Here is a 22377-nt window from a genome sequence, read left to right as displayed (position 1 = left end):
CCGCCACTTGCGCACACTATAGGAATGCGCCCACCGCACCGTCAAGGCGCGGATTGAAGGAAAAGCCTTATAGATCGGAGATTTAGGAGCGTATTTGGAGGGGCGATGGGAATCTGACGTAGGATTTTTCGCCACAACTTCAGCGAACACAGGAAGCTGCGCTCAGAAGTTAAAGTGATTTGTTAAGAGTAAGATTTTTTTGGTCTTAGCAACTGCGTCTGCCAGCGATTCTGGCAGGAGGGGAAAAGGTGGAGAGTCGATCTGTAAGCCGGGTTCTGTCTTGAACAGTCATTCGTCTACGATGGCCATCACTGGACATCTTTAGCAACCTACCCGGTCCCAGCGCGGGCCACGCCTTGGGACCCTATTTGGTCTTGCTCCAAGTGGGGTTTACCTAGCCACGAACTGTTGCCAGCCGTGCGGTGCGCTCTTACCGCACCTTTTCACCCTTACCGGCGCCGAAACGCTTAGGCGGTTATTTTCTGTGGCACTTTCCGTAGGCTCACGCCTCCCAGGCATTACCTGGCACTTCGCCCTATGGAGCCCGGACTTTCCTCCCCCCCCTAATTTTCATAGAGGGCAGCGACTGTCCGATCGACTCTCCGCCGCGAAGGTTAACGGCAGACCGCCTGAAGAACAAGCGCTAAAAGCCCTTGGCCAGCCCCGCGCCCCGGTTTCACTGGTCCTTCTGTTTTTCCAACGCAACCTGATACAGCACATTCTTGCGCTCGCCGGTGATTTGCGCGGCCAGGGCGGCGGCGCGCTTGAGGGGCATTTCCTCAAGCAGCAGGTCGAGGATGCGCATCGCTTCGCCGCTGACAGCCTCTTCACTTTCCGGCGCCGTCCAGCCCGCCACCAGCACAACGCATTCACCGCGCTGCTGGTTGCTATCGCTTTCGACGAAGGCGCGCAACTGCGCCAAGGGCAACCCCTTGAGAGTTTCGAAGGTTTTGGTCAGCTCCCTGGCGAGCAGCGCCGGGCGCTCAGGACCAAACACCAGCTCCATGTCTTGCAGACACTCAAGAATGCGGTGCGGCGCCTCATAAAAGATCAACGTACGCGGCTCTTCCTTTATAGACTCCAGGCGCGCCCGTCGCCCCACCGCCTTGGCCGGCAGAAAACCTTCGAAGATGAAACGGTCCGACGGCAGGCCCGCCGCCGAAAGCGCCGCGATCAGGGCGCAGGCCCCCGGTACCGGCACTACATTGATGCCGGCCGCCCGAGCCTGGCGTACCAGATGATAACCAGGGTCGGAAATCAGCGGCGTACCCGCGTCGGAAATCAGCGCGACGTTATCGCCCGCCAACAGGCGAGTGATAAAACGACTGCCTTCCTCCCGCTCGTTGTGCTCATGACAAGCCGCCAAGGGCGTTGAAATGCCGAAATGTTGCAACAAGCGCTGAGAGTGGCGCGTGTCTTCGGCCGCAATCAGGGCCACCTCCTGCAAGATTTTCAGCGCCCGGGCACTGATATCGTCCAGGTTGCCGATGGGCGTCGCCACCACATAAAGCGAGCCGGCAGCGGAATTCAAAGCACCTGGAGCAGTCAAAGCGCACACCTCATGATCGGTAAAACCGCCATTGTAGCGCGTCGAGTGCGTCACGACTGCCCGCAGCGCCTCGCTGTCCGATGGCCGCTTGTGCTCCGCCGAAACATTTGAAATACCTAAATTGATCGATTCACGCCACTAACATCGCGCCCCGGCCAGTGCTTGGGTACAATTCGACGCTAATTTGATCTCGTATCAGGAACATTTACATGATCGCTTGCCTGCGGCTGCTCTCCGCCCTCTGCCTCGCTGCCCTTTTGGCGGCCTGCGCCAGTTCGCCCTCCTCCAGCCTTGGCGAACTTCCACGGACCCCAGATGCCAGTATCGAGCAGTTGCTCGAACAGGCCACCCAAAGCAAAACCCCGGAAGAAGCCGCGCTATTGCGCCTGAGTGCAGCAGACCTGGCCTACCGCCAGGGCAATGCCGGCCAGTCCGCGCAGATCCTGCAACAGGTGCCGATGGAACAACTCAAGCCCGGCCAGCAGATTTTCGCCAGCACCCTGGCGGCCGAACTGGCAATGACGCGCAATCAACCCAAAGCAGCACTGACTGCCCTGAGCCACCCGAGCCTGCAACACCTGAGCGAGCTGCCGGTGGAACAACAGGTCCGCACCGGCACCGTCCACGCCCGCGCCCTTGAGGCCGATGGCCAGACCCTGGCAGCCGCCAAGGAGCGGATCTTCATTGCGCCTCTGCTCGAAAATGAAGCAGCGGCAAAAAATCACGAGGCGATCTGGTCGCTGATCGCCTCGCTGCCCACCGACCAGTTGCAACCGACCACCACCGACGACCTCGGTGGCTGGCTGAGCCTGGCCCAGACCGTAAAAACCGCTGGCACGCTGGAGCAACAACAGGCGGCTATCGATAGCTGGCGTGAACAGAACCCGAAGCACCCGGCCGCTCTTCAGTTGCCGACACCGCTGATCAAGCTCAAGGAGCTGGCCAGCCAACCTCTGGGCAAGATCGCCCTGTTACTGCCTCAGGACGGCCCACTGTCCTCAGTCGCCAGAGCCCTGCGCGAAGGTTTCATGGCTGCCCACTATCAGGCCCAACAGGCCGGGCAAAACCCGCCGAGCATTCAGTTTTATGACAGCTCGCGCCTGACGTCCCTGGATGACTTCTATCGCAAGGCCCAGGCCGACGGCGTGCAACTAGTGGTCGGCCCGCTGGAAAAACCACTGGTCAAGCAGTTGAGCACCCGCCCGCAACTGCCGATCACAACCCTGGCGCTGAACTACAGCGAAGGCGAGCAAGGCCCGGCACAGCTCTTCCAGTTTGGCCTGGCCGCTGAAGACGAAGCCCGCGAAGTGTCGCGCCGCGCCCGTGTGGACGGTCTGCATCGTGCCGCAGTCATGGTGCCGAAAGGTGAATGGGGTGATCGTGTCCTCAAAGCCTTCAGCCAGGACTGGCAGGCCAATGGTGGCACCATCATCGCTGTCGAACGCATCGACCAGCCAGTGCAACTGGCCCAGCAGATCGCCGACATGTTCCATCTGCGCCAGAGCGAAGGTCGCGCCAAGCGCCTGCAAAGCACAGTCGACACCACGGTGGCGGCCCAGCCGTCCCGACGCCAGGACATCGAGTTCCTGTTCCTGGCCTCGACCCCGCAACAGGCCCAGCAGATCAAGCCGACCCTGAACTTCCAGTACGCCGGCGACGTGCCTGTGTACGCCACTTCCCATGTATTCAGCGCCAGTGGCGACCAGAATCAGTACAACGACATGAGCGGCGTGCGCTTCTGCGAAACCCCGTGGCTGCTCGATGCCAACGACCCGCTGCGCAAGCAGGTCACCGCCCAGTGGCCCCAAGCGGCCGGTAGCCTGGGCCGGTTGTACGCGATGGGCGCAGACGCCTATCGCCTGGCTCCGCGCCTGGGCCAGCTCAAGGCATTGCCGGACAGTCGTATCGAAGGCCTGTCGGGCAGCCTGGCAGTGTCGCAGTCCCAGCGTGTGCAACGTCAACTGCCGTGGGCCGAATTCGTCAACGGCCAGGTGCAGCGCCTGCCGGACACTCAGCGCTGATGCCTGACCGATCACGCCAGCAAAGCGGACGGGATGCCGAGGGCCAGGCTCTCGCGCATCTTCAACAGCAGGGTCTGCGGCTACTGGCGCAGAACTGGCTGTGTAAACGTGGTGAGCTTGATCTGGTCATGCTTGACGGCGATACAGTAGTATTCGTCGAAGTCCGCTACAGAAAAAATACTCAATGGGGTGGCGCGCTCGACAGCATCGACGCACGCAAGCGCCAGAAACTGATTTTCGCCGCGCAGTATTTCCTGCAAATCGAGTCTCGCTGGGCCGATCACCCCTGCCGTTTCGACGTGGTTGCCATCGACAGCAACGCTGATCAGTTGAACTGGCTGCAGAACGCCTTCGACAGTTGAGCGTCAACACCCATGGCGAGCCGAGCCGGACACCTTCACCCAATTTTTTGCTCTTTGCTTTGCGCGCCGCACATGTTTGTGCCGATAAGCCGCGCTACTTAAGGTCACACTGATGGACATGCAATCGCGAATTCGCCAGCTTTTTCAGGCCAGTATCGACACCAAGCAACAGGCGATGGACGTACTTGCACCGCACATCGAGCAAGCCAGCCAAGTGATGGTCAACGCCCTGCTCAACGAAGGCAAAATGCTCTCATGCGGCAACGGCGGTTCTGCCGGCGACGCCCAGCACTTCTCGTCGGAGCTGCTCAACCGCTTCGAGCGCGAGCGCCCCAGCCTGCCAGCGATCGCACTGACCACCGACAGCTCGACGATCACCTCGATCGCCAATGACTACAGCTACAACGAAGTGTTTTCCAAACAGATCCGCGCCCTGGGCCAGCCCGGCGATGTGTTGCTGGCTATTTCCACCAGCGGTAACTCGGCCAATATTATTCAGGCGATCCAGGCCGCACATGATCGAGAAATGATTGTCGTAGCATTGACCGGTCGCGATGGCGGCGGCATGGCCTCACTGCTGCTGCCCGAAGACGTCGAGATTCGCGTACCGGCCAATGTCACCGCACGTATCCAGGAAGTCCATCTGCTGGCGATTCATTGTCTTTGCGACTTGATCGACAGCCAACTGTTCGGGAGTGAAGAATGACCCCTAATCGCCTAGGCCTTCTGGCCCTGACCCTGTGCCTCGGCATCAGCGGCTGCACATCGGTGGTTAACGCCAGCCGGGAAAAGCCGATTGAAGACGACCGCGGCACCCGCACCTTCGGTAGCAAGATCGACGACTCGTTGATCGAAACCAAGGCAGGCGTGAACATCGCCAAGGCCGACCCGGACCTGGACAACAACTCGCACATCGTCGTCACCAGCTTCAACGGTGTCGTGCTGCTGGCCGGCCAGACCCCACGCGCAGACCTCAAGGCCAAGGCCGAACAGGCTGCAAGCGCCGTGCAGCGGGTCAAGACCGTGCATAACGAACTGCAGGTCCTGCCACCCTCCTCGCTGCTGGCGCGTCAGAACGATGCCTGGCTGACCACCAAGATCAAGACGCAGATGCTCACCGACGCCAGCATTCCCGGCTCGCGCATCAAGGTTGTGACCGAGAATGGCATTGTCTATCTGCTGGGGCTGCTGACCAAGCAGGAGGCTGCGCAGGCGACCAACCTGGTGCAAGGGGTTTCCGGGGTGCAGAAGATCGTCAAGTTGTTTGAGTACATTGACTGATACTGAACTTCAGGTACTCAAGAAAAACGGCGCTTTTTCCGAGACGGAAAGCGCCGTTTTTTTTGGCTTCATTTTTTTGGGGGGGAGAGTTTGATCGGGGTGTATATCCGTTTCTGTGGTAACGGCCACTGATGGTTCCGCTCTTACAGCGGCTCACTTTTGAGAAGCGCAAAAGTAAGCAAAACGCTTTTGCCCCACCACTCGGTGCCTCGCTTAGGCTCGGCATGCCCTCACTCCGGCATTGGTTCGTGGGCCGCCGCGAAGGGCCATCCATGGCCCAGCGCGGCTACCTCGGCATCCATGCCGAGGTGCCCTCGAACCAATGCCTGCGTTCAGCCATCGTGGTTAACGGGGCGCCCGAGATCAAAATCAAAAGCGAGGCGGCCTGGCAGCCGGCCTGTTCTGGAGCGAACGCGCTTCCCTGTGGGAGCGGGCTTGTTCGCGGAAGGTCAGTTTGCAGTCATGTTGGATGTACCGGCGTCATCGCGAGCAGGCTCGCTCCCACAGGTTTTTGTGTCGCTTGCAGATACTGTGAACCCCCACAAACCCCTGTGGGAGCGAGCCTGCTCGCGATAGCGGTGGTTCCGCTAAATAGATACTGGCATCTACCCAGCTTTTGCTTTTGCTTTTGCTTTTGCTCTGCTTTTGATCTTGATCTTGATCTTGATCTCGCCGCCCCATTAACCACGCTGGCCGAACGCAGGTATTGCGCAGTGGGCATCCCGGCATGGATGCCGGGATAGCCGCGCTGGGCCATGGATGGCCCTTCGCGGCGGGCCCACGGAGCAATGCCTGCGTTCGGGCACACCGAGCCTAGGCGAGGTGCCGAGTGGTGGGGCAAAGCGTTTTTGCTTACTTTTGGCGCTTTTCCAAAAGTGAGCCGCTGTAAGAGCGGAACCCTAAGTCGCCGTTACCGCAGAAACGGATATACACACAAAAACCATGACACCACAAAAAAATGCCCGCATCTCACGACACAGGCATTTTCCTAACCAAGCTGCCAGGCCTTCACCCAGTCCATGACTGAATGGCCTTTAGCACAGCCCGCTATTTCACCACTTTCAAACTCGGCCGCCCGCTAGGACGCGGCGGCTCGTCATCCGGTGGCGGCAGGTCATCATCAGCCTCGAACTCTTCTTCGCCATCCAGCGGCGATTCCAGCTCGAACACCATACCCTGGCCATTCTCCCGAGCATAAATCCCCAGGATCGAAGCGATAGGCACGTACAGGGTGTGTGGCACACCCCCAAAACGCCCCTCAAAACTGACCGCATCGTTGTCCATGTGCAAATGACGCACGGCGGCCGGCGATACGTTCAAGACAATTTGCCCGTCGTTGGCAAAACCCTGCGGCACCTGCACCGATGGATACTCGGCGTTGACCAGCATGTGCGGGGTGCAATCGTTGTCCACAATCCACTCATAGAGCGCGCGGACCAGATAAGGTCGACTGGAGTTCATAGCGGCTCCCTAAGCCTTAGCGCATGTCACGTTCGACACCAGACAGACTCGCCTGGAAAGCCTCGCGCGCAAATTGGCGCTCCATATAATCAAGCAGCGGCTTGGCAGGCCGCGGCAGTTCGATACCCAGAATCGGCAAACGCCAGAGTATGGGTAATAGGCAGCAATCCACCAGACTTTGTTCCTCACTGAGAAAGAACGGTTTGTCGACAAACAGCGGCGATACGCCAGTCAGGCTTTCACGCAATTCTTTGCGCGCCACGACCCGCGCCGGCTCCTTGCTTCGTGAATCCAGGATCAGATCCACCAAACCGCACCAGTCACGCTGGATGCGATGGATCAGCAAACGGCTGTTGGCTCGCGCGACAGGGTACACCGGCAGTAAAGGCGGATGCGGATAACGCTCATCCAGGTATTCCATCACCACTGTCGACTCCCACAATGCCAGATCACGATCGACCAGCGTGGGCAGGCTACCGTAAGGGTTTCACTTCGATCAGCTTCGGCGGCTGACGGCCCGCTTCGACATAAATGATCTCGGCGCTGACACCCTTCTCTGCCAGTACGATGCGTACCCGGTGGGAGTAGTGGTCGGCGGGGTCGGAGTAACAGGCCAACCGATTGGTCACGCCCATGGCGATCCTCCTCGCTTGTTGAAATTATCGAAAAACGGAAAAACGAGCGCGCCCAAAGGGCGCCTCCCGTAACACCCGGCTGACCAGGTTCGTTACATCCAGAGACGCCCTTGGGCGCGCACGGTTAACAGCAACGGTTTACAGCTGCTTTATCAATGCACGTCTTTCCAGTATTCGCGCTTGAGCAGGTAAGCGAATACGAAGAAGAACGCCAAATACAGCAACACATAAGTACCGATGCGCTGATGCTCCAGCTTCACCGGGTTGGCCGAGTAGGCCAGGAAGGTCACCAGATTCTTGACCTTCTCGTCGAACTGCTCTTCAGTCAGGCTGCCGGTGTTGGGCAATACGGTCAACTGGTCGCAGGCTTCGTGAGTCAAAGCCGTGCCAGTCAGCGGATCGTATTGCTTCTTGCCGTCCTCGACGATTTGAACCTGTTTGCAGCCTACCACCTGACGACCCTGCAGGCCGACCAGAACGTTCGGCATACCGACGTTCGGGAAGACCTTGTTGTTCACACCCCAAGGACGCGCGGGATCTTCATAGAACGAACGCAGGTAACCGTAGAGCCAGTCGGTGCCACGTACGCGAGCCACCAGGGTGAGGTCGGGCGGCGCAGCCCCGAACCAGGTCTTGGCGTCTGCCGGCTGCATGCCGATGTTCATGTGATCGCCCAGCTTGGCGCCAGTGAACACCAGCTTCTCGAGCATCAACTCATGGGGAATGCCCAGGTCATCAGCTACACGCTCATAACGCTGGAACTTGGCGCTGTGGCAGCCCATGCAGTAGTTGGCGAACGTACGTGCGCCATCCTGCATGGCAGCTTTGTCGGAAACGTCGATGTCGACTTTTTCCAGCTCAGGACCACCGGATGCGGACGCAAAGGACAGTACAGGCATAGCAGCAAGAATCAGTACAGAAAATAGCTTTTTCATCAGCCAGTCACCCTTTCCGGAACCGGTTTGGTCTTCTCGAGCCTGGTGTAGAACGGCATCAGAATGAAGTAGGCGAAGTACAGGAAGGTGCAGACCTGCGACAGCAGCGTCCGGCCCGGCGTTGGAGCGAGTACGCCCAGCACGCCCAGGATCACGAACGAGATGCAGAACACCCAGAGCCAGATTTTGCTCAGCCAGCCTTTGTAGCGCATCGACTTGACCGGACTGCGGTCCAGCCACGGCAGGACGAACAGCACGGCGATCGCCGCACCCATGGCGATGACGCCCAGCAGCTTGTCCGGAATCGCCCGCAGGATCGCGTAGAACGGTGTGAAGTACCAGACCGGAGCAATGTGTTCAGGGGTCTTGAAGGCGTTTGCCTGCTCGAAGTTAGGCTTCTCGAGGAAGTAACCACCCATCTCCGGGAAGAAGAACACGATGGAGCAGAAAATGAACAGGAACACCACCACGCCGACGATATCTTTCACGGTGTAGTACGGGTGGAAGGCAATGCCGTCCAGCGGTACGCCGTTCTCGTCCTTGTGCTTCTTGATGTCCACGCCATCGGGGTTGTTCGAGCCGACTTCGTGCAGCGCCAGGATATGCAGCACCACCAGACCGAGGATCACGATCGGCAGGGCCACCACATGCAAGGCGAAGAAGCGGTTCAGGGTAATGCCCGAGATCAGGTAGTCACCGCGAATCCACTGGGTCAGGTCATCGCCGATGACCGGGATTGCACCGAACAGCGAGATAATCACCTGGGCGCCCCAGTAGGACATCTGGCCCCACGGCAGCAGGTAGCCCATGAAGGCTTCGGCCATCAGCGCCAGGTAGATCAGCATGCCGAAGACCCACACCAGTTCACGCGGCTTCTGGTACGAACCGTAGAGCAAGCCACGGAACATATGCAGGTAGACCACGATGAAGAACGCCGAAGCGCCGGTGGAGTGCAACAGACGCAGGATCGAGCCGTACTCGACGTCGCGCATGATGTATTCGACGGAAGCAAACGCTTCTTCCGCCGAAGGGGTGTAGCTCATGGTCAGCCAGACACCGGTGACGATCTGGTTGACCAGAACGAGCAGGGCCAGAGAGCCAAAGAAGTAGAAGAAGTTGAAGTTTTTCGGAGCGTAATACTTGCTGAGATGGTCTTCCCACATCTTGGTCGCGGGAAAGCGCGCATCAACCCAATCCATGAATTTGCTCATCACGCTGTCTCCGTATCGACGCCAACGACAATGATGTCATCGGTTTCATAGGAATGCGGGGGAACTGGCAGGTTCAGAGGTGCAGGCTGCGATTTGTAGACGCGACCAGCCAGATCGTAGTGGGAGCCGTGGCAAGGGCAGAAATAACCACCTACCCAGTCCTTGCCCAAGTCGGCAGGCGCCACTTCGGGACGGAACGTTGGCGAGCAGCCCAGGTGCGTACAAATCCCGATCAGCAGCAGGATTTGCGGCTTGATCGAACGCGTCTCCGGGTCGACATAGGTCGGTTGCATCGAGTTCTTGGAGGTGGGGTCAGACAGCTGCCCCTCGATCTTTTTCAGATTCCCCAGGATTTCCTCTGTACGGCGGACGATGAACACCGGCTGACCGCGCCACTCAGCAATCATCTGCTGGCCTGGCTCGATCTTGCTGACATTCACTTTCACCGGTGCACCTGCGGCTTTCGCCTTGGCACTGGGAAACCATGACCCCACGAACGGGACCGCAGCCCCCACCGCTCCTGCAGCACCCACCACGGATGTGGCTGCTACCAAGAAGCGACGCCGGCCTGCATTCACGCCGTCATTGCTCATTCAGTCCTCTCCCATCAGCTTTGTGGCCTGTTAAATCAGGCGTCTACTAAGTAAAAATCTGAACTTATAAAAATTTTGCCGAATGGTAATGAAAAGCCCCAGTTCTGACAAGGTAATTACCAAGCGGCTCAACCGCCAAGCCTTGAAGTATAGGGGCTTCACGGATGTGGCAAGTTGTCACAGCATAAATATTTCGCCCATAAAAAAACGCCCAGCTCCGTGAGGAACTGGGCGCCTTTTGAACGCGAAAGCGAAATTAACGCTTCGAGTACTGCGGACGCTTACGCGCTTTACGCAGACCGACTTTCTTACGTTCAACTTCACGAGCATCGCGAGTTACGAAGCCGGCTTTGCGCAGCGCACCACGCAGAGTTTCGTCGTAATCCATCAGGGCGCGAGTGATACCGTGGCGGATTGCGCCAGCCTGACCACTTACACCACCACCGATAACAGTGACGTAGATGTCGAATTTTTCGACGGTCTCGGTCAGTTCCAGCGGCTGACGAACTACCATGCGGGCAGTTTCGCGGCCGAAGAAGTTATCCAGGGAGCGGTTGTTGATGGAGATGTTACCAGTGCCCGGACGCAGGAAAACGCGTGCGGTTGCAGTCTTGCGACGGCCAGTGCCGTAATTTTGAGTCGCCGACATAATGAACTATTCCGTTAAAACTTCAGTTCTTGGGGCTGCTGAGCAGTATGAGGGTGAGCAGCGCCCGCATAAACCTTCAGCTTACGATACATGTCGCGACCCAGTGGGTTTTTAGGCAGCATGCCTTTAACCGCGGTCTCGATCACGCGCTCAGGGGCTTTGGCGATCAGCTTTTCGAAGTTGATCGACTTGATGCCGCCAGGAAAACCGGAGTGGGAGTAGTACATTTTGTCAGTGGTTTTAGCGCCAGTAACACGTACTTGCTCAGCGTTGATGACGACGATGTAGTCACCGGTGTCGACGTGAGGGGTGTACTCAGGCTTGTGCTTGCCACGCAGACGGCTCGCGATTTCGGTGGCCAGACGACCCAGGGTCTGACCAGCAGCGTCGACGACAAACCAGTCGCGCTTTACTGTTTCCGGTTTAGCAGTAAAAGTTTTCATTCTTTATAGCCTCAGGGGCCGCCCTGTAAATTAGACGGCGGATCTTACTGAATAGTGCGTACTTTGACAAGTCAAAGGCAGCCGGATACAGACGCTTTCGGGGGCTCGGGTCGGCGCGTCCGTTCAACGGCAAGATTCTTCGGCGGCGGCGCATCACTTCCACTGCAGAAAGAGGTGCGCAATTATGCAGATTGCGAAAAATAATTCAACCTGCTTTTATGATTGTTTTGCCCAAGGAGTTCCCGATGGATTATCGCCAGCTAGGCCGTACCGATCTAAACGTGAGCGCCCTGTGCCTCGGAACCATGACTTGGGGTGAGCAGAACAGCGAGGCCGAGGCCTTCGCCCAGATCGAACGCGCCAAGGGTGCCGGGATCAATTTCATCGACACCGCCGAGATGTACCCGGTGCCGCCCAAGGCCGAGACCTACGCCACCACCGAACGCTACATCGGCAACTACTTCAAGCGTCGCGGCGACCGCGCGGACTGGATTCTGGCGAGCAAAATCGCAGGTCCCGGCAACACCATCGACTACATCCGCGACAAAAACCTCAAGCACAACCGTCGCCATATCGTCGAAGCGGTGGACGCCAGCCTCAAGCGCCTGCAGACCGACTGGATCGATCTCTATCAACTGCATTGGCCAGAGCGCAGCACCAATTTTTTTGGCCAATTGGGCTACCAGCACAAAACCGACGAAGATTTCACCCCGCTGGAAGAAACCCTTGAAGCCCTGGACGAGCAGGTACGGGCCGGCAAGATCCGCCACATCGGCCTGTCCAACGAAACGCCGTGGGGCACCATGAAATTCCTCGCCCTGGCCGAAGCCCGTGGCTGGCCGCGGGCAGTGTCGATCCAGAACCCCTACAACCTGCTCAACCGCAGTTTCGAGATCGGGCTTTCGGAAATTGCCATCCGCGAGCAGTGCGGCCTGCTGGCTTATTCGCCATTGGCGTTCGGCTTCCTGTCGGGCAAGTATGAAGGCGGCGCACGCCCAGCCAGGGGCCGCCTGACGCTCTACAGCCGCTTCATGCGCTATTTCAATCCACAATCGGAAGCCGCATGCAGTCGTTATGTGGCCCTGGCGCGGGAACACGGCCTGGACCCGGCGCAGATGGCCCTGGCGTTTGTCACTCGGCAACCGTTCGTGACCAGCAACATCATCGGCGCCACGACCCTTGAGCAACTGGACAGCAACATCGCCAGCGTCGACCTGAAGCTCTCGGATGAAGTGCTGGCGGGGATTGAAGCGATCCACAAGGATCATCCGAACCCGGCGCCTTGATCGACTGGTAAAAAGCCTTCGCGAGCAAGCCCGCTCCCACGGGGGATTTGTGTCTGGGCACCATTGGGTGATCGACACAGAACCACTGTGGGAGCGGGCTTGCTCGCGAAGGCGCCCCTCAACTCACCGCATAGTCAAAGCGACCGCGCAATGATCTCCTTCATGATTTCATTGGTCCCGGCATAAATCCGCTGCACCCGCGCGTCGGCCCACGCCCGGGCGATCGGGTATTCCCACATGAACCCGTAGCCGCCGTGCAGTTGCACGCATTCGTCGAGCACCTTGCATTGCAGGTCAGTGCCCCAGTACTTGGCCATCGCCGCCGTCGGCACGTCGAGCTTGCCTTGCAGGTGCAGTTCCAGGCAACGGTCGACGAAAACCCGGCCAATCTGGATCTCGGTCGCCATTTCCGCCAGTTTGAAACGGGTGTTCTGAAAGTCGGCGATGGATTTACCGAAAGCCTTGCGATCGCGGGTGTAGTCCAGCGTCCATTGCAGCGCCGCTTCGGCCGACGCCAGGCCGCCGATCGCCACCGTCAGACGCTCCTGGGGCAATTCCTGCATCAGGTAGGCGAAGCCCATCCCCGCCTGCCCGAGCAGGTTTTCCTTTGGCACGCGAACATCCTGGAAGAACAGCTCCGAGGTGTCCTGGGCCTTCATTCCAACCTTCTCCAGGCGCTTGCCTTTTTCGAAGCCGGGCGTGCCCGCCTCCACCAGGAACAGACTGGTGCCTTTGGCGCCGGCCTTTGGATCGGTCTTGGCAACCACGATCACCAGGTCGGCCAGAAAGCCGTTGGTGATGAAGGTCTTCGAGCCGTTGATGACGTATTCATCACCGTCCAGCACCGCCGTGGTCTTTACACCTTGCAGGTCGGAACCGGCCCCCGGCTCGGTCATGGCGATGGCCGTGACCATCTCACCGGACACCAGCCTGGGCAGGTACTTGAGTTTCAGCGCTTCACTGCCGTAGTGCAGGATGTAAGGCGCCACAATGTCGGAGTGCAGCGAGAAACCGATGCCTGTCAGCCCCAGCCGTCCGATTTCTTCAATCACCACAGTGCTGTAGAGAAAATCGGCATCCAGCCCGCCATAAGCTTCCGGCAGATGCGAACACAACATCCCCGCCTCCCCCGCCTTGTTCCACAACTGACGGTCCACATGCCCCTGTTTTTCCCACTGACTGTGGTACGGCACCGCTTCTTTTTCGAGGAAGGTTCGTACGCTGTCTCGAAACAGTTCGTGTTCGGGACTGAACAGGGTTCTTGGGATCATGGCGCACCTTTTCATTATTGTTCGGTGGGGTTATCCAACAGAGCCTAAGCCTGCGGGGGATGACAGGACACTGGACACATCCGACAAAAAATAAGACGATCCAGCCGTCTGGTGACCACTTTCCCCTATAAAAATAAAGATCAACTATGTCCAAGCACGTCTCCACGCCCTTACGGCGCGTCAGCATCCTGGCTATCGACCGGGTTTTCGCTTCCACCCTCATGCAAGCCAAGGATTTTTTCCATCTGGCCAGCTTGCGCTACGGCAAACAACTGGGCCACGGCCTGACACCGGCGTTCGAAACCCGGCTGGTCAGCCCCGACGGCAAACCGGTGAACAGCTTCAGCGACGTAATCATGCCGGTGGACGGCGGCCTGGAAAATACCGATGTGATCATCCTCCCGGCTTTTTGGGATGATTTCGCCACCCTCTGTCAACGTTATCCACAGGTCCTGCCCTGGCTGCGGGAACAGCATGCCCGTGGTGCAGTGCTCTGCGGCGAGGCCACCGGGGTGTTCTGGCTGGCCGAGGCCGGGCTGCTCGATGGCAAGGAGGCCACCACGTACTGGCGGTTCTTCAGCGCCTTCAAGGAGCGCTTTCCCCAGGTACACCTGAATCAGGACAAGCACCTGACCGACGCCGACAATCTGTTCTGCGCCGGCGGCACGACCTCGGCCTGCGACCTCTATATCTACCTCATCGAACGGTTCTGCGGCGCCAACGTGGCCCAGGCCGTGGCACGAGACATTCTGTATGAAGTGCAGCGCAGCTACTCACCGGGAAGAATCGGCTTCGGGGGCCAGAAGCTGCACCAGGATGTGATCATCCTGCAGATCCAGCACTGGCTCGAAGAACACTTTGCCGACAAATTTCGTTTCGAGGACGTCGCCCGGGAGCACGGTATGAGCATCCGCAACTTCATGCGCCGCTTCCAGACCGCCACGGGGGACAAACCACTGCATTACCTGCAACGGCTGCGTATAGAGACCGCCAAGGGCTTGTTGTCCGGCAGTCGCAAGAGCATCAAGACCATTAGCTATGAAGTCGGCTACGACGATGCGAGCTTCTTCGCACGGCTGTTCCGCCAACATACCGAGTTGTCGCCGAACCAGTATCGGCAGCAGTTTCAGCAGGCGGCGTGAGCCAGAGCTGAATACATTCCCTGTGGGAGCGGGCTTGCTCGCGAAAGCGGTGGGTCAGCTTGCATCTATGCTGAACATGCCGTCCCCTTCGCGAGCAAGCCCGCTCCCACAGGGTTTTGCGGTGACCCGCTGATCTTACGCGCACAAAAAAGACCTGCAATTGCAGGCCTTTCTTTTATCCGAACCGGATTACGGCTTATGCGCCCGCGCCAGGAATTCGTGTGATTGCATTTCCAGCAAACGACTCAAGGTTCGCTGGAACTCAAAAGTCAGGCGACCGCCGGTGTAGAGATCCTTGAGTTCGACTTCGGCTGAAATGATCAGCTTCACGTTACGGTCGTAGAATTCGTCAACCATGTTGATGAATCGGCGGGCAATGTCGTCGGTGGTGACACTCATTTGCTCCACGTTGCTGAGCAGTACCGCGTGGAAGATCTTGCCCAGCTCGATGTAGTCGTTCTGGCTACGAGGGCCGTCGCACAGTTCGCGAAAGTCGAACCAGGCCACGTCATCGCAGGTACGCACGGCGCGGATCTCGCGATTCTCGATGACCAACACATCGTTTTCGACCGCCTGGGTGCATTCCGGCGTCAGGGCCCGGAAGCTCTTGCGCAGGCTTTCTTCAGCTGCGGCGTCCAGGGGGAAGTGAAACAGCTCCGCTTGCTCCAGATGACGCAGGCGATAATCCACACCGCTGTCGACGTTAACGATGTCGGTGTGTTCCTTGATCAGCGCAATGGCCGGCAGGAAGCGCGCGCGTTGCAGGCCGTCCTTGTAAAGGCCGTCCGGTACGATGTTCGAGGTGGCGACCAGAGTCACGCCGTTCTTGAACAACTCTTCCATCAAGGTGCCGAGGATCATGGCGTCGGTGATATCGGAAACGAAAAACTCATCGAAGCAGATCACCCGCGTCTCGTCAGAGAACCGCTTGGCGATGATGGTCAGCGGGTTCTTCTCACCGCCCAGGGTCTTCATTTCTTCATGCACACGCTTCATGAAGCGGTGGAAGTGCGTCCGCGTCTTCTCCTTGAACGGCAACGCCTCGAAGAAGGTGTCGACCAGGTAGGTTTTGCCACGGCCGACACCGCCCCAGAAATACAGGCCCTTAACCGGGGCCTGATTCTTCTTGCCGAACAGTTTGCCCAACAAGCCCGGCTTGTTGTTCGACGCGGCGACCAGGTCGTCGTACAGGCGCTGCAAATGCCGCACTGCCGTTTCCTGGGCTGCGTCGTGGAAGAACTCCGGGCGTTTCAGATCAGCTTGATATCGTTCTAGGGGCGTCATATTCGTTAGCAAGGCAACAAAAACGGGCCGTCACTGTAGCGACGGCCCGCGGGAATGGCAATCGGCCCTTATTCGAGCCGATGGTCGGAATAGCCCCCGATTTAGTCCTGAACCGGCGTCAGGGCAACGCGTAGCGCCTCGATGGCAGCGTCCCGAGCGGCGCTGTCGGCAAAAGCCGGACTGTCGGCCACACATGCGCCGTCGAGCCAGACACTGAAACTCAGCTCGTCGCTGCGCACATCCAGTGGCTGGCCGGATTGCAATTGCTTGGTGACCTGACCCGCGGCCTTGCCATCGGCAAAATTGCGCGACAACACCAATTGCTCGCCATCGGCGGCCAGCAGACGGAAGCGGAAACTGCCGTCGTCTTCGCGAAAGCTCACGAAGCGCGCGGTTTTGACCGCTTTCTTTTTCGTGCCGGTCGCCACCTGAACCTGGCTGACAAACGAACGCAGGCCAACGGCCTCGCGCAGTTCGTTGAGAAATGGTGTGGCCACGGCCCGGGCTTTTTTCGCGCCCAGCTGCAAGATGTCTTCAAGGTCCGCCGGGCGTTCGATCAACTGGTGATAACGTTCGCGGGACTCGCCCAGTTCACTGTCGAGCAACTGGAACAGGCGGTTCTTGGCTTCGCCCCAACCCAGGCCCTGCAACAGCTCGCTACGGAACTCATCGGACTGCGCCGGCGTGGCGAAGGCCTGGAACAAGGTGAACAGGTGGGCGTTGTCCGGATCCTTCGCCTCGCCCGGTGCGCGGGAGTCGGTGACGATCCGCGAAATCGCGTCCTTCATGTCCTTGGCGCTGCTGAACAACGGGATGGTGTTGTCGTAGCTCTTGGACATCTTGCGGCCATCGAGGCCCGGCAGCGTGGCGACGCTTTCTTCGATCAGCGCCTCGGGCATGGTGAAAAACTCCTTGCCCTGACCGAACAGATGGTTGAAGCGCTGGCCGATGTCGCGGGCCATTTCCACGTGCTGGATCTGGTCGCGACCGACCGGCACCTTGTGAGCGTTGAACATCAGGATGTCCGCGGCCATCAGCACCGGGTAGCTGTACAGCCCCATGGTGATGCCGGCATCCGGGTCTTCACCGGCCTCAACGTTCTTGTCCACCGAAGCCTTGTAGGCGTGGGCGCGATTGAGCAGGCCCTTGGCGGCGACGCAGGTCAGCAGCCAGGTCAGTTCCGGGATTTCAGGAATGTCGGACTGGCGATAGAAGGTCACGCGGTCCACATCCAGGCCACCGGCCAGCCAGGTCGCGGCGATTTCCAGGCGCGAACGCTGGATGCGCAGCGGGTCATCGCATTTGATCAGGGCGTGGTAGTCGGCCAGGAAGTAGAACGAATCGGCGTTGCTGTCGCGGCTGGCGAGGATCGCCGGACGGATAGCGCCGGCGTAGTTGCCCAGGTGCGGGGTGCCGGTGGTGGTGATGCCGGTCAGGATGCGGGTACGAGTCGTCATGGGTTATCGCTTGTCAGACTGCTGTCAATTCGAGAGGCGCGGCAGGAGCAGATCCTTGAGATCGGTCAGCTTGCCATGGAAAAAGTGTCCGCATTCTGCCACTTTCAGCAGCTCATGGGGGCGCTGGAGCGCGTCCGACCATTGGTAAACCAGCTGAGGATCGACCACTTCGTCGGTTTCCGGCTGGATCACGGTCAACTCGCCGCTCATTGGCAAGGGCGATTGCGCGTCCAGGCGCATCACCGCCGGGGCCACCATGAACAGGTGCCTGGGTGGTTGGCCTTGGGCTTCCAGACGTCCGCCAAGGCTTGCGGCCACGAAGCCGCCAAACGAAAAACCGAACAGGGTGAGCGGCAGTTGCGGGTATTTTTTTTGCAGCCAATCGGCTGCGGCCTGGGCGTCGTCAACTTCGCCGGTGCCCATGTCATGGCTACCGGCACTGGCGCCGACGCCGCGATAATTGAAACGCAACGTAACCAGGCCAGCATCACGGGCAGTGCGTTGCAGGGTCGAGACGACTTTGTTGAGCATGGTCCCGCCCTGCACCGGGTTGGGGTGGCAGATCAGCGCCAGGCCACGGGGCGCTTCGTTGTCCAGGTACAAGGCTTCCAGTTGGCCCACGGGGCCATCAATGACTACAGGGGTTTCGCGCATAAGCAAGGGAAAGAACTCCGTGACCCCGAATAGGGTCGACTCGTCTAGCTAAAAGTCTGTGCCTGGCATGATTGCGATATTCTTCGCGGTATACAGCGCAGGTCCGAGCCGTTAACGTAAAGCAAAGCCGTTTATAGAGGAAGGACTCGTGGAACACTCGCTCTTAGTTTGGCTGTTGCCGACTCTTGCCCTGGTTGCCGGTGTCGCCATTGGATTCCTGCTTGCCCGACTGCTGCCCAATGCGGTGCCTAACAGCACGCAACGTCAGCTGGACGACATTCAGGAACGTTTCGACAGTTATCAGAATGAAGTGGTCACTCACTTCAACAGCACCGCTTCTCTGGTGAAAAAACTCACCCAGAGCTATCAGGACGTCCAGGATCATTTGTCCGAGGGTGCCAATCGCCTGGCGCTCGACGAGCAGACTCGCCAGCGCTTGCTGGCCGCCCTGCACGCTGATGCGGCACAGACGCCACGGGAACGCCTGACCCCGCCAAAAGAGGTCCAGGAACCGCCCCGGGACTACGCCCCCAAATCCCCGAATTCGCCCGGCATGCTTGATGAGCATTACGGTTTGAAGAAGTAATTTTCAAGCGCCACCAAAAAGCCCGCCCGATCAGATGATCGGGCGGGCTTTTTATTGGCTCTTCAAATCACCGCAGATCCCTTGTGGGAGCGAGCCCGCTCGCGATGGCGACGGCACATTCACCATCACCGTCTCAGACAGACCCCTTTCGCGAGCAGGCTCGCTCCCACAGTTTGGTCGTGGGGAACACAAATCCTGCGACCACCGAAAACCTCCTGTGGGAGCGGGCTTGCTCGCGATGGCGACGGCACATTCACCATCACCGTCTCAGACAGACCGCTTTCGCGAGCAGGCTCGCTCCCACACTTTGGCCGTGGTGAACACAAATCCTGCAACCACCGAAAATCTCCTGTGGGAGCGGGCTTGCTCGCGATGGCGACGGCACATTCACCATCACCGTCTCAGACAGACCGCTTTCGCGAGCAAGCCCGCTCCCACAGTTTGGTCGAGGGGAACACAAATCCTGCGACCACCGAAAATCTCCTGTGGGAGCGAGCCCGCTCGCGATGGCGACGGCACATTCACCATCACCGTCTCAGACAGACCGCTTTCGCGAGCAGGCTCGCTCCCACACTGGATCGCAGATGTTCAAAAATTTCGCGTTCACCACAAATCTCAAGCCAATACTTCACCCGCCACCTGATCGATAGCCCCTTTGGTGATGTCGACGATCAGGTCCGCATCTTCGCGGGTCAGGATCAGGGGTGGGGCGAAGCCCAGGATGTCGCCGTGGGGCATGGCGCGGGCGATCATGCCGCGTTCCAGACAAGCGGCCGAGACCCTGGGGCCGACTTTCAGCGCTGGATCAAAAGCGCTGCGCTGCTCGCGATCAGCCATGAACTCCACCGCCGCGAGCATGCCGTCACCGCGCACTTCACCCACCAGCGGATGGCCTTCGAGGCTTTCACGCAGCCGGCGGTTCAGGTAGCCGCCGACATCCTCGGCGTTGGCCGTGAGGTTTTCCCGCTCGAGAATGTCGAGGTTGGCCAGTGCCGCCGCCGCACAGATCGGATGCCCTGAATAGGTCCAGCCGTGCCCCATGGCGCCTTCGGTCTGGGAGGCTTTTTCGATCACGCTCCAGACTTTTTCCCCGATGATCACCGCCGACAACGGTGCATACGCGCTGGTCAGGCCTTTAGCGGTGGTGATCAGGTCCGGCTTCATGCCGTAGCGCTGACTGCCCATCTTCGAACCCAGGCGGCCGAACGCGCAGACCACTTCATCGGCAATCAACAGCACATCGTACTTCTTCAACACCGCCTGGATCGCGTCCCAATAACCGGCCGGAGGAACAATGATGCCGCCCGTGCCCATCAGTGGCTCACCAATGAACGCCGCCACGGTGTCCGGCCCTTCAGCCAGGATCATTTTTTCCAACTCATCGGCGCAGTAGCGCACGAACGTCCCTTCGTCCATGCCCGCCGGGGCCTTGCGATACCAGTGGGGACACACGGTGTGCTTGACCCCTTCCACCGGCAGGTCGAAATGCTGGTGGAAGGTCGCAAGCCCGGTCAGGCTGCCGGTCATGATGCCCGAGCCATGGTAGCCACGATCGCGGGAGATGATTTTTTTCTTCTGCGGCCGGCCCAGCACGTTGTTGTAGTAACGCACCAGTTTGACCTGGGTTTCGTTGGCATCGGAACCGGACAGGCCGTAGTAGACCTTCTTCATCCCTTCTGGCGCCCAGTCCATGATGCGACTGGACAGTTCGATGATCGCCTCGCTCGAGTGGCCGACGTAGGTGTGGTAGTAGGCAAGCTCCTTGGCCTGCTTGTAGATGGCATCGGCCACTTCGGTGCGGCCGTAACCGATGTTCACGCAGTAGAGGCCGGCAAAGGCGTCGATGAAGTCACGGCCTTCATGGTCGCGAATGCGGATGCCCGATGCGCTTTTGATGATCCGGCCCTTGAGCGCACCACTGGCATGGTCGTGGGCGTGGGTCGACGGGTGCATGAAATGCGCGCGGTCTTGTTCAAACAGAGTATTGAGTTCTTGGCTCATGCGGGCTCTCCTGGGAACTGGCCTTGATGATGCAGGCAAAAGTATTTGGTTTCGACGAAGGGCTCGAAGCCCTCGCTGCCACCCTCGCGGCCAAGGCCCGAGGCTTTCATGCCACCGAAGGGAATCGGATGGCCGGTAAACTTGACGCCGTTGACCGCGACCATGGCGTGGTCGAGACGGCGAATCAGTGGATAAATGAGGTCCAGGCGGTTGGAGCAAATATAGGCCGCCAGACCGTATTCGGTGTCATTGGCCATTTCGATGGCTTCGTCCAGGGTGTCGAACGGCATCACCCCGGCGATGGGCGCGAAATTTTCTTCGCGGTAGATGCGCATTTGCGGCGTGACATCAGCCAGCACGGTCGGCTGATAGAACAACCCGCCCAAGGCATGGGCTTCACCACCGACCAGGCGCTGGGCGCCAAGGGCCAGTGCATCGGCAACCCGGTCGACAGTCCCATCGAGCGCGGCCTGGTGCATCAACGGGCCGACGTCCACGTCCTGCTCCTGCTGATCCACCATGGCCGGGCCGACCCGCAACGCCCGTACCGCCGCGGCGAAACGGCTGAGGAACGCCTGATAAACCGGACGTTGGACCATAATCCGGTTCGCCGCGCAGCAATCCTGGCCCGAGGTCTGGAATTTCGCCTCCACGGCGACTTTCACCGCCAGCGCCAGGTCAGCATCGGCGCAGACAATGAACGGCGCGTTGCCGCCCAACTCCAGGGCGACTTTCTTCACATCATGGGCGGCGGCTTGCAGCACCAGTTTGCCGACCCGAGTCGAACCGGTGAAGCTCACGGAGCGGACACGGCGATCCTTGACCAGGGTTTCCATGGTCATCTGCGGCTCACCCAGCACCACGTTGAAGACCCCGGCGGGGAACCCCGCTTCCTCGGCCAGTTGCGCCAGGGCCAAAGCCGAGTACGGCGTTTCGTGGGCCGGTTTGATCACCACGGTGCAACCGGCAGCCAGGGCGGCGGCGGCCTTGCGGGTGATCATCGCCGACGGAAAGTTCCAGGGTGTCAGCAGCGCACAGACGCCCACCGGTTCTTTGATCGTACCCAGGTGAGCATTGGGAATATGGCTGGGGATATTCTGCCCATACAGGCGCCGGGCTTCTTCAGCGAACCAGGGAATGAAGCTTGCGGCATAGGCGATTTCACCCCGGGACTCAGCCAGGGATTTGCCCTGCTCCAGACTGAGGATCCGCGCCAGGTCTTCGCTGTGTTCGACGATCAACGCTGCCCAGCGTCGTAAAATCTTGCCCCGGACGTCCAGGCTCTGTTCACGCCACCCCGGGAATGCCCGGTGGGCCGCATCCACCGCCGCGACAATCTGCGGCTGATCAAGCATCGGCACATGGCCGATCACCGTACGTGTGGCGGGGTTGTGCACGGCAATGCTGTGGCCGCTGTCGCTGTGGACCCACTGGCCGTCGACGTAGCAGAGCGCTTTGAACAGCAGCGGATGTTGATAAGTCATGACGTTCACTCCAAACCGTGTGCGTGGAACCATGCTAGGGCAGCGGCGCTTGGGTAATCGGGTGTTTGTCGT

Annotated in this window: 20 protein-coding genes, 1 other RNA gene and 1 pseudogene; 7 read left to right on the top strand and 15 right to left on the bottom strand. The window is 59.3% G+C overall.

What is annotated here, in order from left to right; genetic code table 11:
- Positions 1 to 248: 248 nt before the first annotated feature.
- An RNA gene (gene rnpB, locus PSH57_RS05010) (RNase P RNA component class A) lies at positions 249 to 602 on the bottom strand.
- Between the two features lie 74 nt (positions 603 to 676).
- Positions 677 to 1549 carry a 16S rRNA (cytidine(1402)-2'-O)-methyltransferase gene (rsmI, locus tag PSH57_RS05005; RefSeq protein WP_305388142.1) on the bottom strand — a complete coding sequence of 291 codons (873 nt, stop codon included), beginning with the start codon at positions 1547 to 1549 and terminating at the stop codon, positions 677 to 679.
- Positions 1550 to 1758: 209 nt separating this feature from the next.
- On the opposite strand from rsmI, the gene PSH57_RS05000 reads away from it, so the two are divergent.
- The 4 genes from PSH57_RS05000 to PSH57_RS04985 all read left to right on the top strand — a co-directional run bounded on the left by PSH57_RS05000 (position 1759) and on the right by PSH57_RS04985 (position 5213).
- Entirely contained in the window at positions 1759 to 3570 is a 1812-nt protein-coding gene (locus PSH57_RS05000) for a penicillin-binding protein activator (RefSeq protein ID WP_305388141.1), read from the top strand.
- The gene (locus tag PSH57_RS04995) at positions 3570 to 3932 is read left to right on the top strand and encodes a YraN family protein (RefSeq protein WP_305388140.1); all 363 of its coding nucleotides are present in this window, start codon (positions 3570 to 3572) and stop codon (positions 3930 to 3932) included. The genes PSH57_RS05000 and PSH57_RS04995 overlap by 1 nt, the downstream gene beginning before the upstream one ends.
- Positions 3933 to 4044: 112 nt before the next feature.
- Positions 4045 to 4638 (top strand): phosphoheptose isomerase, encoded by a 594-nt coding sequence (locus PSH57_RS04990; RefSeq protein WP_007928463.1) that lies wholly within the window; start codon positions 4045 to 4047, stop codon positions 4636 to 4638.
- Positions 4635 to 5213 carry a BON domain-containing protein gene (locus tag PSH57_RS04985; protein WP_047228807.1) on the top strand — a complete coding sequence of 193 codons (579 nt, stop codon included), beginning with the start codon at positions 4635 to 4637 and terminating at the stop codon, positions 5211 to 5213. Before PSH57_RS04990 ends, PSH57_RS04985 begins: the two co-directional genes overlap by 4 nt.
- Before the next feature lie 1047 nt (positions 5214 to 6260).
- Here PSH57_RS04985 and PSH57_RS04980 read toward each other — a convergent pair.
- From PSH57_RS04980 to rplM, 7 genes and pseudogenes are all read right to left on the bottom strand, one after another.
- Positions 6261 to 6674 (bottom strand): ClpXP protease specificity-enhancing factor, encoded by a 414-nt coding sequence (locus PSH57_RS04980; RefSeq protein ID WP_047228570.1) that lies wholly within the window; start codon positions 6672 to 6674, stop codon positions 6261 to 6263.
- A gap of 16 nt (positions 6675 to 6690) precedes the next feature.
- A pseudogene (locus PSH57_RS04975) lies at positions 6691 to 7309 on the bottom strand (glutathione S-transferase N-terminal domain-containing protein).
- A 152-nt stretch (positions 7310 to 7461) separates the two neighbouring features.
- Entirely contained in the window at positions 7462 to 8244 is a 783-nt protein-coding gene (locus PSH57_RS04970) for a cytochrome c1 (protein WP_047228572.1), read from the bottom strand.
- Complete coding sequence (locus PSH57_RS04965) at positions 8244 to 9455, bottom strand: cytochrome b (RefSeq protein ID WP_305388138.1); 1212 nt, start codon at positions 9453 to 9455, stop codon at positions 8244 to 8246. Before PSH57_RS04965 ends, PSH57_RS04970 begins: the two co-directional genes overlap by 1 nt.
- Complete coding sequence (petA, locus tag PSH57_RS04960; protein ID WP_305388136.1) at positions 9455 to 10048, bottom strand: ubiquinol-cytochrome c reductase iron-sulfur subunit; 594 nt, start codon at positions 10046 to 10048, stop codon at positions 9455 to 9457. Before petA ends, PSH57_RS04965 begins: the two co-directional genes overlap by 1 nt.
- 256 nt (positions 10049 to 10304) lie before the next feature.
- Positions 10305 to 10697 carry a 30S ribosomal protein S9 gene (gene rpsI, locus PSH57_RS04955; RefSeq protein WP_003205364.1) on the bottom strand — a complete coding sequence of 131 codons (393 nt, stop codon included), beginning with the start codon at positions 10695 to 10697 and terminating at the stop codon, positions 10305 to 10307.
- 14 nt (positions 10698 to 10711) lie between these two features.
- Positions 10712 to 11140, bottom strand: a complete 429-nt coding sequence (gene rplM / locus PSH57_RS04950) for a 50S ribosomal protein L13 (protein WP_003205365.1) — start codon at positions 11138 to 11140, stop codon at positions 10712 to 10714.
- A gap of 245 nt (positions 11141 to 11385) precedes the next feature.
- Here rplM and PSH57_RS04945 point away from each other — a divergent pair, with 245 nt between their 5' ends.
- Positions 11386 to 12426 (top strand): NADP(H)-dependent aldo-keto reductase, encoded by a 1041-nt coding sequence (locus PSH57_RS04945; RefSeq protein WP_305388135.1) that lies wholly within the window; start codon positions 11386 to 11388, stop codon positions 12424 to 12426.
- Between the two features lie 134 nt (positions 12427 to 12560).
- Here the strand turns inward: PSH57_RS04945 and PSH57_RS04940 are convergent, their stop codons facing one another.
- Complete coding sequence (locus PSH57_RS04940) at positions 12561 to 13697, bottom strand: acyl-CoA dehydrogenase family protein (RefSeq protein ID WP_305388134.1); 1137 nt, start codon at positions 13695 to 13697, stop codon at positions 12561 to 12563.
- 245 nt (positions 13698 to 13942) lie between these two features.
- Here PSH57_RS04940 and PSH57_RS04935 point away from each other — a divergent pair, with 245 nt between their 5' ends.
- Positions 13943 to 14839, top strand: coding sequence for a GlxA family transcriptional regulator (locus PSH57_RS04935; RefSeq protein ID WP_305390291.1), 897 nt, complete (start codon positions 13943 to 13945; stop codon positions 14837 to 14839).
- A gap of 189 nt (positions 14840 to 15028) precedes the next feature.
- On the opposite strand, the gene zapE is transcribed toward PSH57_RS04935, so the two are convergent.
- The 3 genes from zapE to PSH57_RS04920 all read right to left on the bottom strand — a co-directional run bounded on the left by zapE (position 15029) and on the right by PSH57_RS04920 (position 18234).
- The gene (zapE, locus tag PSH57_RS04930) at positions 15029 to 16123 is read right to left on the bottom strand and encodes a cell division protein ZapE (protein WP_305388132.1); all 1095 of its coding nucleotides are present in this window, start codon (positions 16121 to 16123) and stop codon (positions 15029 to 15031) included.
- Between the two features lie 101 nt (positions 16124 to 16224).
- Positions 16225 to 17580, bottom strand: a complete 1356-nt coding sequence (locus PSH57_RS04925) for a tryptophan--tRNA ligase (protein WP_305416394.1) — start codon at positions 17578 to 17580, stop codon at positions 16225 to 16227.
- A gap of 24 nt (positions 17581 to 17604) precedes the next feature.
- Positions 17605 to 18234 (bottom strand): alpha/beta hydrolase, encoded by a 630-nt coding sequence (locus tag PSH57_RS04920; protein ID WP_305390289.1) that lies wholly within the window; start codon positions 18232 to 18234, stop codon positions 17605 to 17607.
- Between the two features lie 148 nt (positions 18235 to 18382).
- Between PSH57_RS04920 and PSH57_RS04915 the strand changes: the two genes are divergently transcribed.
- Positions 18383 to 18820 (top strand): Z-ring associated ZapG family protein, encoded by a 438-nt coding sequence (locus PSH57_RS04915; protein WP_305388130.1) that lies wholly within the window; start codon positions 18383 to 18385, stop codon positions 18818 to 18820.
- A gap of 615 nt (positions 18821 to 19435) precedes the next feature.
- Here the strand turns inward: PSH57_RS04915 and PSH57_RS04910 are convergent.
- Together PSH57_RS04910 and PSH57_RS04905 are read right to left on the bottom strand one after the other, a co-directional pair.
- Positions 19436 to 20821, bottom strand: coding sequence for an aspartate aminotransferase family protein (locus PSH57_RS04910; protein ID WP_305388128.1), 1386 nt, complete (start codon positions 20819 to 20821; stop codon positions 19436 to 19438).
- The gene (locus tag PSH57_RS04905) at positions 20818 to 22305 is read right to left on the bottom strand and encodes an NAD-dependent succinate-semialdehyde dehydrogenase (protein WP_305388127.1); all 1488 of its coding nucleotides are present in this window, start codon (positions 22303 to 22305) and stop codon (positions 20818 to 20820) included. Before PSH57_RS04905 ends, PSH57_RS04910 begins: the two co-directional genes overlap by 4 nt.
- Positions 22306 to 22377 lie beyond the last annotated feature (72 nt).

It is taken from the genome of Pseudomonas hefeiensis (assembly GCF_030687835.1).
Taxonomy (GTDB): domain Bacteria; phylum Pseudomonadota; class Gammaproteobacteria; order Pseudomonadales; family Pseudomonadaceae; genus Aquipseudomonas; species Aquipseudomonas hefeiensis.
The sequence above is the reverse complement of the archived record's forward strand: the minus strand, read 5'-3'. Positions and strand labels throughout refer to the sequence as shown.

Excerpts from the sequence above, each read along its gene's own strand:
- PSH57_RS05000 (WP_305388141.1), top strand. The coding sequence starts at position 1,759 with ATGATCGCTTGCCTGCGGCTGCTCTCCGCCCTCTGCCTCGCTGCCCTT.
- PSH57_RS04995 (WP_305388140.1), top strand. The coding sequence starts at position 3,570 with ATGCCTGACCGATCACGCCAGCAAAGCGGACGGGATGCCGAGGGCCAG.
- PSH57_RS04990 (WP_007928463.1), top strand. The coding sequence starts at position 4,045 with ATGGACATGCAATCGCGAATTCGCCAGCTTTTTCAGGCCAGTATCGAC.
- PSH57_RS04985 (WP_047228807.1), top strand. The coding sequence starts at position 4,635 with ATGACCCCTAATCGCCTAGGCCTTCTGGCCCTGACCCTGTGCCTCGGC.
- PSH57_RS04980 (WP_047228570.1), bottom strand. The coding sequence starts at position 6,674 with ATGAACTCCAGTCGACCTTATCTGGTCCGCGCGCTCTATGAGTGGATT.
- PSH57_RS04970 (WP_047228572.1), bottom strand. The coding sequence starts at position 8,244 with ATGAAAAAGCTATTTTCTGTACTGATTCTTGCTGCTATGCCTGTACTG.
- PSH57_RS04965 (WP_305388138.1), bottom strand. The coding sequence starts at position 9,455 with ATGAGCAAATTCATGGATTGGGTTGATGCGCGCTTTCCCGCGACCAAG.
- petA (WP_305388136.1), bottom strand. The coding sequence starts at position 10,048 with ATGAGCAATGACGGCGTGAATGCAGGCCGGCGTCGCTTCTTGGTAGCA.
- rpsI (WP_003205364.1), bottom strand. The coding sequence starts at position 10,697 with ATGTCGGCGACTCAAAATTACGGCACTGGCCGTCGCAAGACTGCAACC.
- rplM (WP_003205365.1), bottom strand. The coding sequence starts at position 11,140 with ATGAAAACTTTTACTGCTAAACCGGAAACAGTAAAGCGCGACTGGTTT.
- PSH57_RS04945 (WP_305388135.1), top strand. The coding sequence starts at position 11,386 with ATGGATTATCGCCAGCTAGGCCGTACCGATCTAAACGTGAGCGCCCTG.
- PSH57_RS04940 (WP_305388134.1), bottom strand. The coding sequence starts at position 13,697 with ATGATCCCAAGAACCCTGTTCAGTCCCGAACACGAACTGTTTCGAGAC.
- zapE (WP_305388132.1), bottom strand. The coding sequence starts at position 16,123 with ATGACGCCCCTAGAACGATATCAAGCTGATCTGAAACGCCCGGAGTTC.
- PSH57_RS04925 (WP_305416394.1), bottom strand. The coding sequence starts at position 17,580 with ATGACGACTCGTACCCGCATCCTGACCGGCATCACCACCACCGGCACC.
- PSH57_RS04920 (WP_305390289.1), bottom strand. The coding sequence starts at position 18,234 with ATGCGCGAAACCCCTGTAGTCATTGATGGCCCCGTGGGCCAACTGGAA.
- PSH57_RS04910 (WP_305388128.1), bottom strand. The coding sequence starts at position 20,821 with ATGAGCCAAGAACTCAATACTCTGTTTGAACAAGACCGCGCGCATTTC.
- PSH57_RS04905 (WP_305388127.1), bottom strand. The coding sequence starts at position 22,305 with ATGACTTATCAACATCCGCTGCTGTTCAAAGCGCTCTGCTACGTCGAC.